Genomic DNA, 14,365 nt, shown 5'->3' on the forward strand with positions numbered 1-14,365 from the left:
CCTCCTTTCTTAGAATTCCAGAGCTTCCAGCACATCCAGTGCATCCTCCATACTGTCTTCGCTCAGTTCCTCGAAACGATACAGGCCGCAAATAAGCGCTTGGAATCCGTCTGTTTTCCTCCGGATCGGTTCCTTCTTACCGTATATCTTGTTACCGTCTTTTTTGATCGTCACAAGCACGTTATTGGTGTACCAGCGCATCAACGGATTGTCACCCCAGATAAACATACCTTTGGCGAAATACATCTCCACACGCGGAGCTAAGAGGCCGTGAATAGCTTCCGGCCTGCGAATGACTTCAACCTCAAATCCCACCGCCTCAAGCAGCGGTTTCAGCATTTCCATTCGATAGTTGTCCCCGATTATTTTTTTGATGCTGTATTTCATCCTCATCGTGACAAACCAATTGACGATATGCTCCAGGTTGATCATTTCTTCATCCAGCACCGTCAGCAGCTTCCGCGCTTCCCACTCTTTGATTGGAGCAAACTTCTCTTTGGTGTCCACCTGGCGCATGGAGTAGCCGTAATATTTATCGACAAACTCTTTTCTCGTCCAGGAGTGCGTGATAAACGGCACTTTTCCGTCATGTTTGAAAACTAAGCCAACGGAAGCAAAGTCCCGAATCTGTGCAAAGTCAATGCAACCAATTGCTTCCTTGCCCTCTAGCTCTGGTAATGGTTGATTCGTAGCGGCAATCTCTTCCCATTTCGCTACGGATCGCTCCAAATCGGTAACCGGTAGATTCATACGTTTTGTCATGAATTCTTCTCGGTTTGAAGGATCGTCAGCCAGGTCTTCATATTCCTCGTAGATTGTGTCGTACAGACCCTGAGAATACTCATTTCGCGGCTCACTGAGCATCGGGTTTGCCAGCTCCCACAGTTCTGGGCTATCAACTTCTTTTTCATCGTTCAGCTTGCACAGAAACGGAAATACGGAGTTGACTCTTGCTTGGCCCTGCAGCACCTTCTTGGCTTTGTCTTTGAACTTGTCCAGGAATCCATCCCGAACATAACCGTCTGTGCCGATGTAGAACTCACGAGGATTCTTCTTCTTACCTAAACCAGAAATGTGAACCCTCACGTCCGAGTTATCTTCAAAGTAATGGATCTCATCAAAAACCACTGCACCGTCTCGAAGACCGTCTTTCGTGTTTCCGTTAGACGTTCTGAATTTGAAAATACTATCCGTCTGTTTGGAAAGAACCTGCATAGCCGTTGGCTTGAAGTGTTTTGATAGCGTCGATTCCCTTTTTATCGTCTTAGCAGCTTCTTCAACAGATGTCTTTGCTTGTTCCTCAGAATTGGCAATAACGGATATGTTGTATTCACGAATACCATGAAGCTCACTAATCAGGAAATGACATATTACAGTTATAAGTCCGTTCTTGCCGCCGCCTCTGCCCATCATCCAAAGAAACTTCCGGTAGAACACCCTGTCCGTATCTTTGAAAAACAAAAAGACGAAAGCAACCAAGAACTTCTGAAATGGCTGCAACGGGAAATACCACTTCGCTGCGAACCGGATACAGTTCTCAATCATTTCGTCATCGAAATACAAATCGTCACGGGAAAGAACATCCCGCTCCAGGTATTCAATTAATTGCTCACGTTCCTTGTTAAACTTAACTTCCCCCGTATGGTAAAGCTGGATATAAGCATCAACGTATTTCTGGCGAATCATATCAATTCACTTTTCGTTCCGCCCTTGGTTGATGAGCCCGTTTGTTCGGACTTCGGCACGTTCAAATTCAGAGCATCCAGGATCTTTATCATACGGTCGTTTGTTTTGTGCAAGTCAGCAATGGATGGGTTTGATTTCGGACCATGCATCCCGTTGATCTGGATTCCAGTTGATTCGATATCAAGAATCAATTCATTCTTCAGATCCCATAATGACAAATAGTCCTTTACCAGATCTTTGTGATAAGAAGGAGGAGGACCATTCGCTTTTAATTGTTTCATCAGATCGCGCTCAATTTGTTTTCTTAACTTTTCGGCTGCATCAGTCAACAAAATCACCCCCTTTATTAATTTTCCATATATGACCAATATGTACGCTTTATATATTTGCCCTAAAAAACCCGACAGAACACTCCCCCCACCGGTGCCCGAGGCTGAGAAAATCGCAAAACTTTTTGACCGGGGGGCCTACACCCATCTTTTTTCATTCAATTTTCGTATCACAAATTTCTTTTCTATGTCTTGCTCGATCACATGCTCGATCGTGTACTCGTGTTGCCCGGCCACTTCGGTATTAGTGCCACATGAATACTCGATTGCAATTATTCCGGTTATTACCTTTCCGTTGTGTTTCACGATTGGCAAACTGTTCAAATCACGAACTTCTATTACCAATAAGGGCTGCTCATCGGTTTCAAGAATTGGTTTATCGCTGATCCCTCTGCCTTTCACCAACAACCATCCCTTTCTAAAATGAAATTCCGTCTGCTAAATACTTGATAGCTCTTCTTGCAGTCGCTTCATAATCAGGTACGCCATGTGTAGTCACCACCACCACAGGATCTACTCCTAGGTCAACGGTTGCTTCCAAGTCTTCACTCATAAGAGTCACGTTAATGTTGACCTTCTCCAGAATCCTAGCAGCAGAGTTTAACATTCCGGCGCTGTAAAACTTTGAATAACTCTTGCTCACGCTGTTCACACAGAGCGAAACTTTTTCCTCACTCACCACCGCTCATCTCCTTCCCATTTGTTCACGTTACGTTCAAACACCCGGTCGTGCTCCCTGTTATGGCAGTCAACACAGACTGTCTCCAGGTTATCGATATCAAGCGCCAGGTCTGGATGATCCTCAAGTTCTTTGATGTGATGGACAACCAACTGAATCTTCTTGCGCCTCGCCGACTCGCTGTATTCGTTCGTATCGATACTGACCAATCCATTTCGTTTACATGGCTGGCACTCATAGTTGTCACGCTGTTTAACCTTTGCCCTCAGCTGCTTCCACTCTCCACTGTCGTAGAACTTCCGCTTCTGCTCAATAGTCTTGTATACGTTCATCCCTTAACCCTCTTGCCTACTCAAGCTGCGCGAACACCTTCTGAATCTCAGCGCCGATAGCAGCTCCCATTACTTCACCGGCTGCTTCAAAACTGGCACGAACCATAGTCAGGTTCACCCGAACTTCATTCTCCAAGATGTCACATGCATCCAACGTCACACTTAACTGATACTCAGCTTCCTTGGTTTTGGATTTGGACGCTACCATTGTAGATCCACCACTCTTTGCGTTCACCAATTCCTCTTTCGATACATACACCGTTAACGATAATCCTGTCTTAATCATGCTCATTCCTCCACATATCTTATTTTGTATAAATATTCACGCCATTTAACGCACAAATAACCCTTTTAAAATAAGGGTTTATCACGTCTGTTTCGTTATCATTCCTGTCGTTTCACCTTGATTTCTGCATAAATATTGAGTTATTCATATCTTATTAGAGAGCATAACTCCGCTCGCTAGAATTTTTCCTTGTCCTATAAGGCTTTAGAGCTGTTATTAATTTTGAGTTATACACTCGCTAAACGAGAATAACTTATAATCCGAAACTGCTCATGGCTGCATCCATCATGTCTTGGTCCATTCCGATGTAACGCATGGTGATGGATTTATCAGAATGGTTGAGCAACGTCTGGACAAGTGTTATGTCCTTGGTCTTTTGGTACATGTGGTATCCAAATGTCTTGCGCATGGTATGGGTTCCGATATCAGCTAATCCGAAACGCTTGGCTGCTTTGCGCATAATCTTGTATGCCATGTCTCTCTTGATCGGTTTATTCTCTCCTTGTCTGGATTGGAACAAGTATTCATCTCTTCCCATGCCTTCCGTGAATCGCTTCAGCTCCCGGCGTAACGCAGCGTTTATCTTGATCCACTTCTTCTTGTTGGTTTTCATTTCAATTAAGATGAGGTGTTCGCCTTGGACGTCCCTCACACGTAGCTTGAGCATGTCTTGTATCCGCAATCCCGTGTTGATGCCAAACGTAAACATCATGTAATTGCGTTCGCTTTCCGACTTCAGGAACTCTTTTATATCATCAATGATAGCCGGGTCCCTGATCGGCTGAACAAAGTTCACCGGCCATCACCTCCTAATAAAAATAGAGCCGTTCAGTATTAAATGAACGACTCCAATATTTTATTTCTATTCACGTATTGATTAGAGCGTTAAACAAAGCATCCGCTAAATCTTGATGACCATAATCGTTTAAATGTATGTCGTCGGATGCGATAAACTGTAATGAATTCTTAGCGAAATTAAAATCCGACTTCCACCTTGCATGTGTATTTAGAAACGCAATGCCATTAGCCTCGGCAAGTTCTTTGTACACATTGATATATGATTCAAGTGGTATGGCTAAGGATGTGCCTCTCAGACCGGCAGGAAACAGTAATACGTCACCGAACTGCTTTGCTCTATCAATTAGTGTTTGAGTCTGCGTCCGGAACGTACTTAGTGCCGTTTGGGAGTTATAATCGTTTGATGAATATGAGATAACTGTTAGCGCCGGCTTCCACATATCAATCTCAGCAAACAAGAAATTCTCTCCAAGTGCTGCCGATGTTTTCGAACCAGTCACTCCAATAGCATTTACACGCACGCCAGCAGTTGCGGCTTTCCCTTCGTATGCACCAACAATTGTCAAGCCATGCGAAGCTGATGCAACAGTAGTAATCGTAATCGTTGCAGTATGGGCTCCGTTACTAAGTCCGGTTGCTACTACAAACTCTTTAGCTGCAGATGCTGAACCCACACTCGTAAATGTCTTAACCTCACCTCCGTCTATTGAGACTGAGAAACCAGCTCCGTACGTGCCAGTTACCAAGACTAGCGTTAGTGATGTTCCATTGAATGCGAATGTAGCTGAATCGCCTAATGTAATTGACTTCTTGGCTTGAGCGCCTATGATTCCATAATTCGCGAGTCCTGTCCAGGCTCCGGTAAAAGTCCAAAATTTATCGTAATGAGTTGGAACAAATCCTCTTCCCACATCTCCAAACACAGCAGCTAACTTGCTCCTTAGTCTACCGGAGAAGCTTTTAGAAAGTGAATTCTGTGTAATAGCAAGATTTCCAGCCACTCCACCACCACCGGACCCGACACCTACCACCGAGCTGCTTCCGATGACATTGATGTTTGTAATTTGATCACCGTTAGCTGCCTTAGCCAAAGCAGACCTCAGTTTCATAAGCCCTGTTACTCCGTTCAGTAACAAACCTTGACCTTGTCCTTTCTTTGCTTCTTCTGCATCAACTAATGCCTTCTCAAGCGCTTCACTTGCTCCTCGATCAATAATCCGAAGATTGCGAAATCGTTTAGCCATGCTTCTCACTCTCCCACATCTCTATAAAATTAAAAAACATCCAATCATGTGTCATAGACTGGATGTTAACCGTTTGGATGCTTTTACAGTTTTATAGTTTTGGTCGGCTCAATAAAACTAAAATCCCTGATTGTACAGCGTGTCCTCTATGTTTACTACAAATATATTTTCATCAGGGACAATCAATCTAATTCGTGAGTTTATCTTTTCAATAAATCCACTCATGCGGGATAAGTACAACGGAGTGCGCACAACGAAAGTCAACGGCTGCTCAGAAGGTAAATGCATAAAGACTCTCAAGCCTGCATCCCCTGTTATATCCTTAAATACTTCCTCCAAAAGAAGCCTCAGTATTTCTAGATCTAGATTCTGTAAACTCCCCTTGACAGTAATCTTGAAATGCAAAAGCCCAAGTTGTTCATGTTCTCCAAGCTTTATGCTGTAGCTAATAGGCATATCATTGTTATTCCAATCTTTCCATTGTTCGAACCAGTTTTCTAAATCTCCGTTAGCAAGAAGTGAAGAATTATCGTACTCTAACTGGTGAATACTCTCCAATTCTTTAATGAGTTCGTCAGCGCTTGTATCATCAATATTCAATAGGCTTTTTGACTTGTCAAAAAACTGGTACGAGTTGTACGAATAGAACGATTTACCGTTAGTTTCTCGCATAAATTCATGTATTAGTTCAGGATGCGTTCCTTTTTTTTCGCCTCTCACAACGTGTACCCAATCAGGTTTATTGTCCTCACTAACAAGGATCATCGATGTGACAGACTCTTGTTTAGCATAATTTAATATTTGATTCCAAAAAATTAAATCCCCATACTTCGCCTGGTACTCATGTCCATTATGAGAGTACGTCACTTCTTTTTTTTCTTTCTCATCTGCAAAACCAGGTGGAGTTTTAAGCCGGTATCTTTTCTCACCTTCTGTATATATCTTATCTAGTTCTACTTGAGAAAACTCTTCTCCAAAGTTTTGTCCTATCAATTCAATTGTCCTATCTCTTATTGCAAATAAATCTGACTTTTGTAGTGAGAGTTCATTTGTTATAGCTTCAAGATTTTCTTTTAGTAATTCGATAACTCTACTGGTGTTCTGATTTGTATGGCCTAGAGCATCTATCCTACTGCTCAGATTTTCAATCGCTTTTAAAAAATCTGATTCGATGGCCTTATATTCTTTTTCCAGATCAAAAATGATTCCTTCTAGGTTACGGTGGTACTCTAAAGCCACTTGATGAGGAATCCATATCCTGTCCTTTAACTTTTCCATGATACTAAACATTAAATCCCTGTACTCTTTTTTTGGGTACTTAATAAGTTTAAGCAGAATATTTGTATCAAATACAAAATGAGATTTGTCCCACAATTCTTTCAATCCTTCTCCAGTAGGAGTATAGTATCCCGCAAACGCCTTCCTCATCATTAATCAATCCCTCTAATTGAACTTGTTTTAATAATCTTTCGACATCACTTCCTTTCTTTCCTTTTAGATTTCTTTAAACAAAGAAAGAAGCCACCCGGCAACCCTCCGAATGGCCCAAAAGAATATGAAGAAAACCCCGTCGTTGGCCTTGCCAGGAATTGAACCCAGCTGCTCCAGTAGGCCATAAAATAATCCGTATTTCTATACCGCCCGGATGGAGCGGGTTTAGGGAATCTAACCCTATCCCCACACTGCACCCTTGACGATCCACGTCTAAGGACATCAAGTCCCACAGCACAGTTGAGTCCGGGTGGAATAACGGTACACCAGGCACACCGGAAGGAGTAATTCCCTTCTTATGTGCCTAGTGTATAACTGAAATACAGACGCAAAGCGGACATGGAACAGACGTGCTACAGACAGTTTACAGACAGGATTTTCATGTTATGGGTCCCATGAGTTTCAATGTGCTTGCTATGGACTCAACACCCTCATCAATCCATCTATCAACCGATCTGTCAGTAACGAGACGAAACTTTACTACAGCCGCTTTTCGCGGATGTCCTTTAATGAAACGATATTCTATGAGTTCCCTTACTTCTTTATCCATAATCAAATTTACAGCCATTTCGATTAGTTCAACTTTCGACTTCCAATCTATATATAAAGCCTGCTGACGCTCGTTTCTTTCCTTTTCACTCAACATATCCACCGTGAGTTTCATTTTCGGATACCTACGCAGCATGGACCTAACCATCAATTTTTCCGTCTCTGTTACACTCTCGTAAAATTCCATTTGATACACCGCAGCCCCCATATATGGCCCCTTTCCTAATAATCAAATGTAGCTTGTCCTGCCGGCACCTCTTCTGTTTCAGCTTCACGAATCAACCCTTCATCCAGCCAACGTTTTGGTGCCTTCTTCTTGTAATTATCCCAAACTGGTGTTCCCGCCACAATATGTTGGAACTTATTTTCCTGAACCGCTTTTTCCGTCCATTCCCAGTGAGTTTTCGCTTCGAGTTGTTGGGTCATTTAGTTTCACCACCTGCCCGCTTCCGCCGCATCTCATCAACCTGAAATTTAAGACATCTTGCTTTATAATGATCGGCTTCACGCCGGAATAAGTCCCGCTCACAAGATAACTGGAGGTTAACATCAGTGATTTCCTGTAACGCCTGGTCTTTCTCCTTCAGTAATTCAATTAAATCCTCTGGAGATACGCCTGCCCACTCATTTATCAGACCTGCTACACGGTTGTTCATTCCACCACCAACTTCCCTAATTCCCGAATCTCTGTTTTACTCTTTGCCTTCGTGAACCCGTTTAGATAAGCTATTTTCTTCATAGTGCGCTTAGACTCCGTTTTAGCACTTTTCCTTTCCGCAGAAGACATATCATGACTTACAAAATCATACCATTGCCTCTGTACTCGCAGGCCTGCAATCAGGCTTGCTTGGATATCTACCGCGTCATCGTAAGTTAGACCGAATTTTCTCATGCTTCTACCTCCGTTTTATTTGAAATCGATGTCTGGTATAATCGCCTGCGGCTTGAATGTAACCCGGTAGTGGTAAGTACTCACGTCTGCCGGCTCTAGCTGCTCCGCGAAGTATGTTACGTTGTCAGACAATCCAAGAAAATGTTTCTTATACTGATCGTCACCAACTTTACATGTGACCGTTAGCTGCTGATCCCGGTTATCTGCGTTACCCAATGAACAACGACCCTCTACAGTAAGCATGTATTCGTCTGTGATGCCGTTGTAAAAGATAATCCTGCGGTTAATCTCGAAGTTGTCTGCCGCCTTGGAAAGATTAGACGATGCGATATCCGCATCTGTGCATGCTGACAGTATTAACACGATACTTAGCAGGAGCGTAATGAGTTTAGTTTTTTTCATGTTGGCTTATAGCCTCCTTATATTTTTTAATGTCCTCTTTAACTTGTTCTACTGTGATCCATCCATATCTCAATTGATCATAACGGTTACAATAGGATTGGAATGTTCTCACGGATTTAGCTTCTTTTCCATCAAGTTCTTCTAAAATGGCCATCTCCTCATGGCTTAAACCTTTTTCCGTCAGAAACAGTTCTCTCTTCACTATATAATCACCAACAAGTTTCTGCGATCGTTCTATCTCTTCTGGAGTGGGTTTAAATGCTTTCCTGAAGCTACTGAACATTTGTCTCCTCCTCACATGGATAAGATCGCCACTCACCCTTACGTTCTTCATCCGTCATTTCACAATTATTCAATGAAGCGTAGTGAGTACCAACCCACTTAACTCCAAGCATTTTAGGGCTGTACACTTTGCCGATGCAGGACATTACTCTGAACCCTGCGTAACTCATTTGTGCCGCATGCAGTAGTTTCACGGTGTATCCTCCCCAGAACCAATTGAGCTGTACGCCTCGTGTAAGCTTCCTCCAATGTCTTCGCCAGCTTTTCCTTCTTCGTCTAATGGCCTAACTTCATATGGAGGCATTCCACCACTGTATCCGTCCAAGAGGTTCAATATGCTGAATGCAACACCATCACACTTTTCATAATCCGTTTGTCCTTTCTGCTGAGACCAATATTCCACAATGACTTTCACATGTTCTACAAATTCTGTTTGATCACTCACGCTTATCCGCTCCTTCCTTGGGAGCCAACACCGATTGGTCCTCAACTATTTCAATATCCCAGTCATCGATATCGAATAGAATGTGTCTTCCTTTATCGTGTAGCTGGTATGTGCAAATGTGTGTGTTATAAGTAACTGTTCCAGTTGTGTATCCGTCTGGCCATTGTTCTGGACCTGTCCAAAATCTCAAATCCATTCCGCTGTAAATTTCTTTTCCGTTCTTGTCCTTTCTTCCGACATATTGGCCAACTGTATCAGGATCAACACTGCACCAAAACTCCGTATGAAAGTATTCATCTTCCCATACCACGATTTCTCCAACAATTACGTCTGTGCCGATCAAGTAACCGTACACCCACTCGCCTGTTTCAATGAGCTTGCCGCGATATTTGTTATTCATCTTGTATATCCTCCTATTTGGGGAGACCAGACCTTATCCGGCCTCCACTTCGTTAAGTTTATTCAGTCGATTGGTCGCCTTCGGCCAATGATTTAAGTCTCGCCATTTCCAACTTGTACTGCTGTTTAACAAACTGATCATGACGCAAATTCTTAACATTAGGATGCCTGTTCGGGATGTATTCCCGGCCTACGTGATCGATAGATGATGGTGGTGAACTCCACCATGATTCCGTCCATACTCCTTTTCCATCCGTGAAGATGGAAATGTACCCTCCGTAACGCGGTTCAGCCTTCTGCATTTCGAATTTGAGACGTCCCATCGTCTATCCCTCCTATATGTCCAGTACAGCCAATAGAGCTGCCCTGCAAATCGCGTGAGATACATTAGATAATCGTGTGTATTCTTTACTCTTATCTCCACTAAACCTAACGTCATAGTTCAGATGTGCATTGTCTATTAAGGTGATGAATTGTTTATACTCTGTTCGCATGCGCTCTACTACTGACCAAGCTGCGGAAATATCTGTAGAATAAAGAGGAACCGCTCTGTGGTAAGTTTTGTCGTACTCAGGTAACCAATACCTTGGGTATGCAGCCAGCATTTCTTCTACAAGCTCCAGACCCATTATCTTTTCGGCAACAAGAGAATCTAGTTCTCGTCCAGCACTCATCATGAACACTTGCTCCCGGGTCAACGCTGTTTGTGTCATGCTTTATATCCTCCTTGGTAGGGAGAGGCCCAAAGGACCTCATACCCAATCTGCTAAATCCCATTTGTTTTCATTCTGCTTCCGTTCAAGTTCCGCGTAATATTTGTATGCTTTCTCGATCTCTTCAAGGGTGACACCTTTTGCTTTTAGCAAACGAATTGCAGCCTTTACCTTTGGATCTTCTATGTTCCTGTTCATTGGTTCCCCTCTCCTTCCTGACCCGCCGCCAAGTTTTCAATCGCTAAAAGCACAGCTTCTATTTGTTCAAAACTCGATACATCATGTGCAAACGCATGTTCAACTTCTTGCTGTATCTGCTCGATAAAGTTGTAATCAATCTTCCACCCGCCTCGACCTTCCATCTGTCGAGGGAATTCGATCTTCCTTGCCTCTTCTAGCTCCATGGCCTGCTGTGAAATAAAAGTCGCTAATTCATCGTTGGCATCTTTCAGCTGAGTTAAGGCGTTTTCTTTCACTTTGATTACATCTGCTGTCCCATCAAGCTGCTTGCGAAGCCGCTCGTTCTCTTCCAGTAGATAAGCGATATATTCATGGGCATTGGCATCGAAATCAGCTTTGTACATAGGACCCAGCTTCGATGCCAACAAAGCTAGTTTGATTTCATCTATCTTGTTCATGACTGTTCTTCCTCCCCTAGAAAATTGTTTACATATAACTTTCCGAATTCAGCGGCTTTTTCAACCGTTTCAAACTCAGCCTTGTTCCAGAGCGAGTTGTATCTCTTGTCATCCGATTTTCGTTGTATTAAACAATAGTGGAGTCCTGTGTGATTTCGCATGATTGTGATAACGCATTTTTTATATCTGCCATAATAAGTTCCATGCAGATCCCACTTGTTAGGTCTTCTGTAGATTAGTTTCATCTATCTGTATATCCCTCCTGGGAAAGAGGCCCTAAGACCTCAAAATTATCCGATTTTGAATCCGCCTGATTTCTCTGCCCAATCCGCAAACTTTTCATATTCATCTACCCAGTCATCACGCAGCTTCTGAGGCCATTTCTTTTCCCATTCCGCCGCGTCAAAAGCAACTTCCGTGTTGTAATGAGAGTCATCCAGAGTACGTTGAATTGAGACAAGATTCCGGGCCATACGCGCCATCAGTTTCGCTTCAGTTGCTGTCACTCGCATTCTGCTGTTGGAAATGAGGATCGGGTACTCATGCTCCTTTTTGAATCTTTTATCTGTTTCCCAACCATAGATATAACGTCCGCCCTTAGTTAAGCATGGGAACAGACAACCAAAAGCCGTTTCGATGAGCGTAGTCCAAGCGAATGAGCCAAGCCTAAAATCGCCAGCTTCTTTTTTCTTTGGCAAAAAGTCATATGCCATGTGTTATCTCTCCTTTGGTGGGCCTAGCCCAGATATGTGGTGCTATAGCCGGTCGTTTATCGCTTTTATGGCTGCCATGATCGGGTATATCTGATGTGGACTTACTGCGTTTCCGGTTGTGTAACATCTGTCCACCCTATTGGGAATCCCATCAGACTCTCCATGAACTCGGGGTCCAGATAAGTGCCAATCAGCTCTGGGAATCGGTCGCCAACTACGCCGACGAGCATCTTTCCATGTGTCCCATTCTTTTCCGATGGCGCTAACGGCCTGACGCGCTTGTAATCCTGACTCTTGGTTGGCGTGGGCCACAATGAATATCCGATATCGTTCATGATCTCCGTCGACGGCGAGAGCTGGTATATGAAACGGCCTTGCGGTGTAGTTGAGATGTTCCAGGTCAGTAAGCACCGTATCGAGCCCCATTGTGATGTGCCCACTAACGTTCTCACCAACAAACCAAGTGGGCTGGAGTTCATCCAGGATTCGAGCAGTTTCTGGCCAGAGCCATCGGTCATCCATCTCGCCTTTTCGCTGCCCGGCGTAACTTTCACCTTGGCAAGGATATCCGGCTGAAACAATTCCAATTGTTCTGCCATCTCCAATGATTCCATCCTCCTTCAATCGTTCAGCAGTAAGTGTGCATACATCGTCGTATATGGGTACTCCCGGAAAATTCTTCTGCAGTACCTTCTGCGGAAACGGTTCCCGTTCGCAAAATGCCACCGTCTCCATGCCTGCCCAGTGAGCTGCTAAATCAATTCCTCCGATGCCTGAGAACAGGCTTAGCTTCCTCATGCGTGTACACTTCCCTGTCTACGAATTGTTGCGTTATATGAGTACCTCTTGAGTGTCAAACGCAAAGCAACCGCATCCGCCAATATCACTCAGATCTATTTGGTTGCCTAATCCTTGTTCCCATTCTTTTCGAAGTTGCTGAAGAGTTAAGGTTTCTTCTTGGCCATTTTTGGTTCGTGTCAGAATCGACACATCTTCTCTCTCCAGGAAACGTTGCATTTCAATCTCTTTTTGTTCGTGGTAGAGATATAACTCTCTATTCTCTTTTAGCAAATTTATAAAGTGGCCTTGGCCCGCTCTCACGCAGAAACCTCCGCAATTGTTGTGTACGAATCCCATGTCATATAATCTTGGTTTTCGTATGCCATCAAGTTTCAACGCATGGAGCATTTCTTGCTTATCCCAATAAGGTGTTTCGGTCATTGGAGCGGCAACCTGATAAGGCGCCCAGCCTCGCTCTATACCTTTCATCCGGTGTATCTCCGTCCAGTCAATTCCTACGTAAATGATGGCTTCGCTGGGATTGTATCGCGATTCCACCCACTGCCGGGATATCTTCTGTTTTAATTCCGATGAACACTGGGCCACTCGACTGTTGCCGATCCATCGTTCATCGCGGAATACTTCCCACGGTTCCCTGCCTTCACTGATCCAGACCAGATTCGGATTGTGTTCCATTGCTAATTTACTAATTCTTGATAGATGCGACCTACGTAGATCCATGTCTTGTACTCCCGGAATGTCAGCACACATTCTTAGCAACCTTACGGGATTGGGTAATCCGAATATCTTAGCTGCCGATTCAATCAAGAACCGATACAGATCTTGATCCTCAATGAGAGTGTCCGTGAACAAAAGATACATATCTTTTATTCCATGCTGTTCAGCATCTCTCTTGGCCGCTGTCATACTTCCGATCCCACCAGAGTAGCTGTGGATACGAATCATGTTGCCTATCCCCTCCCTATCCCCTAATCATTTATTCCCGATACTTTCATTCCTGTAATTTCCAAGACTGAATATATAGTTTCTCGAACAACACTGTGTTCGCGGTCTGTCCTTGAAGCGGTTCGGAATTTGTACATGTCCAGAAGCTTTTCTTCCGGCGTTTCTTCTACTTCATATCCAATCAACAGCGCCCGAGCTAAATCCAAGGCGTTAAGCTTATTCAGCGGCTCTAGAAATGGCTTTTTCCATCCGTCCGTATGGTCGGCCATAATCTGTTCGTCAGAGTGACGTTCCCGCAATATTTCGATGGCCTTCGCCTGTTCCTTTTTGACCTTCAGTTTTTCAATCATTTTGATATACCTCCAAAACTGATTTTCTCGGACCCACTGTCAGGTGCTTGCTCAATTCCTGAATCCTCTTACCTACCGGACACTGACTGTTGCAAATCTTCTCCAAGCGTGATGAATTGTTTCCGTTCCGCTTATTCATTGCAATTCTAGTGCCGCATGGATCGCATTCAGTCCGAATGATATCGTCTATCTGCTGCAAGGCTTCAAATCTATCTTTAGGATCCTGTTCATTGTGTTTGTATTCCTCTCGAACATTTGGTACAGGAATGTCCCTTTTCTTTTTAGGAGCCGGTGATTGAGCTGATGCAGCCTCTTCTGGCGTTTGGCCATTATAGATCCGGTAAATGTACATGTTGTAATTCACCTTGTTAGCTGCTGCGATTCCCTTCAT

Annotated in this window: 27 protein-coding genes; all 27 read right to left on the reverse strand. The window is 43.7% G+C overall.

All coding sequences use genetic code 11. The features are described from left to right. Positions 1 to 9 precede the first annotated feature (9 nt). A complete protein-coding gene (locus CHI14_RS09455; RefSeq protein WP_095288189.1) occupies positions 10 to 1,686 on the reverse strand; it encodes a terminase TerL endonuclease subunit in 1,677 nt (558 codons plus the stop codon). After that, entirely contained in the window at positions 1,683 to 1,967 is a 285-nt protein-coding gene (locus CHI14_RS09460; protein ID WP_095288430.1) for a hypothetical protein, read from the reverse strand. The genes CHI14_RS09455 and CHI14_RS09460 overlap by 4 nt, the downstream gene beginning before the upstream one ends. A 186-nt stretch (positions 1,968 to 2,153) precedes the next feature. Beyond that, positions 2,154 to 2,417 (reverse strand): hypothetical protein, encoded by a 264-nt coding sequence (locus tag CHI14_RS09465; protein WP_095288190.1) that lies wholly within the window; start codon positions 2,415 to 2,417, stop codon positions 2,154 to 2,156. 16 nt (positions 2,418 to 2,433) lie between these two features. Next, the gene (locus CHI14_RS09470; RefSeq protein ID WP_095288191.1) at positions 2,434 to 2,694 is read right to left on the reverse strand and encodes a hypothetical protein; all 261 of its coding nucleotides are present in this window, start codon (positions 2,692 to 2,694) and stop codon (positions 2,434 to 2,436) included. Then, positions 2,691 to 3,026 carry an HNH endonuclease gene (locus CHI14_RS09475; RefSeq protein WP_095288192.1) on the reverse strand — a complete coding sequence of 112 codons (336 nt, stop codon included), beginning with the start codon at positions 3,024 to 3,026 and terminating at the stop codon, positions 2,691 to 2,693. Before CHI14_RS09475 ends, CHI14_RS09470 begins: the two co-directional genes overlap by 4 nt. Positions 3,027 to 3,042: 16 nt before the next feature. Beyond that, the gene (locus CHI14_RS09480) at positions 3,043 to 3,312 is read right to left on the reverse strand and encodes a hypothetical protein (protein ID WP_095288193.1); all 270 of its coding nucleotides are present in this window, start codon (positions 3,310 to 3,312) and stop codon (positions 3,043 to 3,045) included. 253 nt (positions 3,313 to 3,565) lie between these two features. Then, entirely contained in the window at positions 3,566 to 4,108 is a 543-nt protein-coding gene (locus tag CHI14_RS09485) for a site-specific integrase (RefSeq protein ID WP_095288194.1), read from the reverse strand. A gap of 70 nt (positions 4,109 to 4,178) precedes the next feature. Then, positions 4,179 to 5,354, reverse strand: coding sequence for an SGNH/GDSL hydrolase family protein (locus CHI14_RS09490; RefSeq protein ID WP_095288195.1), 1,176 nt, complete (start codon positions 5,352 to 5,354; stop codon positions 4,179 to 4,181). Positions 5,355 to 5,471: 117 nt separating this feature from the next. Continuing rightward, complete coding sequence (locus tag CHI14_RS09495) at positions 5,472 to 6,785, reverse strand: PIN domain-containing protein (protein ID WP_095288196.1); 1,314 nt, start codon at positions 6,783 to 6,785, stop codon at positions 5,472 to 5,474. A 439-nt stretch (positions 6,786 to 7,224) separates the two neighbouring features. Further along, positions 7,225 to 7,509: a hypothetical protein gene (locus CHI14_RS09500; RefSeq protein WP_170948075.1), complete on the reverse strand. Its 285-nt coding sequence runs from the start codon at positions 7,507 to 7,509 to the stop codon at positions 7,225 to 7,227. 107 nt (positions 7,510 to 7,616) lie between these two features. Continuing rightward, entirely contained in the window at positions 7,617 to 7,820 is a 204-nt protein-coding gene (locus CHI14_RS09505) for a hypothetical protein (protein ID WP_095288198.1), read from the reverse strand. Further along, a complete protein-coding gene (locus CHI14_RS09510; RefSeq protein ID WP_095288199.1) occupies positions 7,817 to 8,050 on the reverse strand; it encodes a hypothetical protein in 234 nt (77 codons plus the stop codon). The genes CHI14_RS09505 and CHI14_RS09510 overlap by 4 nt, the downstream gene beginning before the upstream one ends. Beyond that, positions 8,047 to 8,286 carry a hypothetical protein gene (locus CHI14_RS09515; protein WP_095288200.1) on the reverse strand — a complete coding sequence of 80 codons (240 nt, stop codon included), beginning with the start codon at positions 8,284 to 8,286 and terminating at the stop codon, positions 8,047 to 8,049. Before CHI14_RS09515 ends, CHI14_RS09510 begins: the two co-directional genes overlap by 4 nt. 15 nt (positions 8,287 to 8,301) lie before the next feature. Then, complete coding sequence (locus CHI14_RS09520; RefSeq protein ID WP_095288201.1) at positions 8,302 to 8,688, reverse strand: beta-sandwich lipoprotein; 387 nt, start codon at positions 8,686 to 8,688, stop codon at positions 8,302 to 8,304. Continuing rightward, positions 8,675 to 8,971: a hypothetical protein gene (locus CHI14_RS09525; protein WP_095288202.1), complete on the reverse strand. Its 297-nt coding sequence runs from the start codon at positions 8,969 to 8,971 to the stop codon at positions 8,675 to 8,677. Before CHI14_RS09525 ends, CHI14_RS09520 begins: the two co-directional genes overlap by 14 nt. Next, the gene (locus CHI14_RS29940) at positions 8,961 to 9,164 is read right to left on the reverse strand and encodes a hypothetical protein (RefSeq protein ID WP_095288203.1); all 204 of its coding nucleotides are present in this window, start codon (positions 9,162 to 9,164) and stop codon (positions 8,961 to 8,963) included. Before CHI14_RS29940 ends, CHI14_RS09525 begins: the two co-directional genes overlap by 11 nt. After that, positions 9,161 to 9,415: a hypothetical protein gene (locus tag CHI14_RS09535; RefSeq protein WP_095288204.1), complete on the reverse strand. Its 255-nt coding sequence runs from the start codon at positions 9,413 to 9,415 to the stop codon at positions 9,161 to 9,163. The genes CHI14_RS29940 and CHI14_RS09535 overlap by 4 nt, the downstream gene beginning before the upstream one ends. After that, entirely contained in the window at positions 9,408 to 9,815 is a 408-nt protein-coding gene (locus CHI14_RS09540; RefSeq protein WP_095288205.1) for a YopX family protein, read from the reverse strand. The genes CHI14_RS09535 and CHI14_RS09540 overlap by 8 nt, the downstream gene beginning before the upstream one ends. 58 nt (positions 9,816 to 9,873) lie before the next feature. After that, positions 9,874 to 10,137, reverse strand: a complete 264-nt coding sequence (locus CHI14_RS09545) for a hypothetical protein (RefSeq protein WP_095288206.1) — start codon at positions 10,135 to 10,137, stop codon at positions 9,874 to 9,876. A gap of 12 nt (positions 10,138 to 10,149) precedes the next feature. Continuing rightward, complete coding sequence (locus CHI14_RS09550; protein ID WP_095288207.1) at positions 10,150 to 10,527, reverse strand: BC1872 family protein; 378 nt, start codon at positions 10,525 to 10,527, stop codon at positions 10,150 to 10,152. A 39-nt stretch (positions 10,528 to 10,566) separates the two neighbouring features. After that, positions 10,567 to 10,725, reverse strand: coding sequence for a hypothetical protein (locus tag CHI14_RS29945; RefSeq protein ID WP_170948076.1), 159 nt, complete (start codon positions 10,723 to 10,725; stop codon positions 10,567 to 10,569). Then, positions 10,722 to 11,165: a hypothetical protein gene (locus tag CHI14_RS09555; RefSeq protein ID WP_095288208.1), complete on the reverse strand. Its 444-nt coding sequence runs from the start codon at positions 11,163 to 11,165 to the stop codon at positions 10,722 to 10,724. The genes CHI14_RS29945 and CHI14_RS09555 overlap by 4 nt, the downstream gene beginning before the upstream one ends. Positions 11,166 to 11,455: 290 nt before the next feature. Continuing rightward, a complete protein-coding gene (locus CHI14_RS09565; protein ID WP_095288210.1) occupies positions 11,456 to 11,878 on the reverse strand; it encodes a hypothetical protein in 423 nt (140 codons plus the stop codon). Between the two features lie 42 nt (positions 11,879 to 11,920). Continuing rightward, on the reverse strand, positions 11,921 to 12,676 hold the full coding sequence (locus CHI14_RS09570) for a DNA cytosine methyltransferase (protein WP_095288211.1): 756 nt from the start codon (positions 12,674 to 12,676) through the stop codon (positions 11,921 to 11,923). A 33-nt stretch (positions 12,677 to 12,709) separates the two neighbouring features. Next, positions 12,710 to 13,624: a hypothetical protein gene (locus tag CHI14_RS09575; protein WP_095288212.1), complete on the reverse strand. Its 915-nt coding sequence runs from the start codon at positions 13,622 to 13,624 to the stop codon at positions 12,710 to 12,712. Positions 13,625 to 13,647: 23 nt separating this feature from the next. After that, positions 13,648 to 13,974 carry a hypothetical protein gene (locus CHI14_RS09580; RefSeq protein WP_095288213.1) on the reverse strand — a complete coding sequence of 109 codons (327 nt, stop codon included), beginning with the start codon at positions 13,972 to 13,974 and terminating at the stop codon, positions 13,648 to 13,650. Beyond that, positions 13,967 to 14,365 carry a zinc-finger domain-containing protein gene (locus CHI14_RS09585; RefSeq protein WP_170948077.1) on the reverse strand — a complete coding sequence of 133 codons (399 nt, stop codon included), beginning with the start codon at positions 14,363 to 14,365 and terminating at the stop codon, positions 13,967 to 13,969. The genes CHI14_RS09580 and CHI14_RS09585 overlap by 8 nt, the downstream gene beginning before the upstream one ends.

Source organism: Paenibacillus sp. 7516 (assembly GCF_002272715.1).
In the GTDB taxonomy this organism is placed as follows: Bacteria; Bacillota; Bacilli; order Paenibacillales; family Paenibacillaceae; genus Paenibacillus; species Paenibacillus illinoisensis_A.

Coding starts and splice junctions, on each gene's coding strand:
- CHI14_RS09455 (WP_095288189.1), bottom strand. CDS start 1,686: ATGATTCGCCAGAAATACGTTGATGCTTATATCCAGCTTTACCATACG.
- CHI14_RS09460 (WP_095288430.1), bottom strand. CDS start 1,967: ATGAAACAATTAAAAGCGAATGGTCCTCCTCCTTCTTATCACAAAGAT.
- CHI14_RS09475 (WP_095288192.1), bottom strand. CDS start 3,026: ATGAACGTATACAAGACTATTGAGCAGAAGCGGAAGTTCTACGACAGT.
- CHI14_RS09480 (WP_095288193.1), bottom strand. CDS start 3,312: ATGATTAAGACAGGATTATCGTTAACGGTGTATGTATCGAAAGAGGAA.
- CHI14_RS09490 (WP_095288195.1), bottom strand. CDS start 5,354: ATGGCTAAACGATTTCGCAATCTTCGGATTATTGATCGAGGAGCAAGT.
- CHI14_RS09495 (WP_095288196.1), bottom strand. CDS start 6,785: ATGATGAGGAAGGCGTTTGCGGGATACTATACTCCTACTGGAGAAGGA.
- CHI14_RS09500 (WP_170948075.1), bottom strand. CDS start 7,509: ATGAAACTCACGGTGGATATGTTGAGTGAAAAGGAAAGAAACGAGCGT.
- CHI14_RS09505 (WP_095288198.1), bottom strand. CDS start 7,820: ATGACCCAACAACTCGAAGCGAAAACTCACTGGGAATGGACGGAAAAA.
- CHI14_RS09510 (WP_095288199.1), bottom strand. CDS start 8,050: ATGAACAACCGTGTAGCAGGTCTGATAAATGAGTGGGCAGGCGTATCT.
- CHI14_RS09515 (WP_095288200.1), bottom strand. CDS start 8,286: ATGAGAAAATTCGGTCTAACTTACGATGACGCGGTAGATATCCAAGCA.
- CHI14_RS09520 (WP_095288201.1), bottom strand. CDS start 8,688: ATGAAAAAAACTAAACTCATTACGCTCCTGCTAAGTATCGTGTTAATA.
- CHI14_RS09525 (WP_095288202.1), bottom strand. CDS start 8,971: ATGTTCAGTAGCTTCAGGAAAGCATTTAAACCCACTCCAGAAGAGATA.
- CHI14_RS09540 (WP_095288205.1), bottom strand. CDS start 9,815: ATGAATAACAAATATCGCGGCAAGCTCATTGAAACAGGCGAGTGGGTG.
- CHI14_RS09545 (WP_095288206.1), bottom strand. CDS start 10,137: ATGGGACGTCTCAAATTCGAAATGCAGAAGGCTGAACCGCGTTACGGA.
- CHI14_RS09550 (WP_095288207.1), bottom strand. CDS start 10,527: ATGACACAAACAGCGTTGACCCGGGAGCAAGTGTTCATGATGAGTGCT.
- CHI14_RS29945 (WP_170948076.1), bottom strand. CDS start 10,725: ATGAACAGGAACATAGAAGATCCAAAGGTAAAGGCTGCAATTCGTTTG.
- CHI14_RS09555 (WP_095288208.1), bottom strand. CDS start 11,165: ATGAACAAGATAGATGAAATCAAACTAGCTTTGTTGGCATCGAAGCTG.
- CHI14_RS09565 (WP_095288210.1), bottom strand. CDS start 11,878: ATGGCATATGACTTTTTGCCAAAGAAAAAAGAAGCTGGCGATTTTAGG.
- CHI14_RS09570 (WP_095288211.1), bottom strand. CDS start 12,676: ATGAGGAAGCTAAGCCTGTTCTCAGGCATCGGAGGAATTGATTTAGCA.
- CHI14_RS09575 (WP_095288212.1), bottom strand. CDS start 13,624: ATGATTCGTATCCACAGCTACTCTGGTGGGATCGGAAGTATGACAGCG.
- CHI14_RS09580 (WP_095288213.1), bottom strand. CDS start 13,974: ATGATTGAAAAACTGAAGGTCAAAAAGGAACAGGCGAAGGCCATCGAA.
- CHI14_RS09585 (WP_170948077.1), bottom strand. CDS start 14,365: ATGAAGGGAATCGCAGCAGCTAACAAGGTGAATTACAACATGTACATT.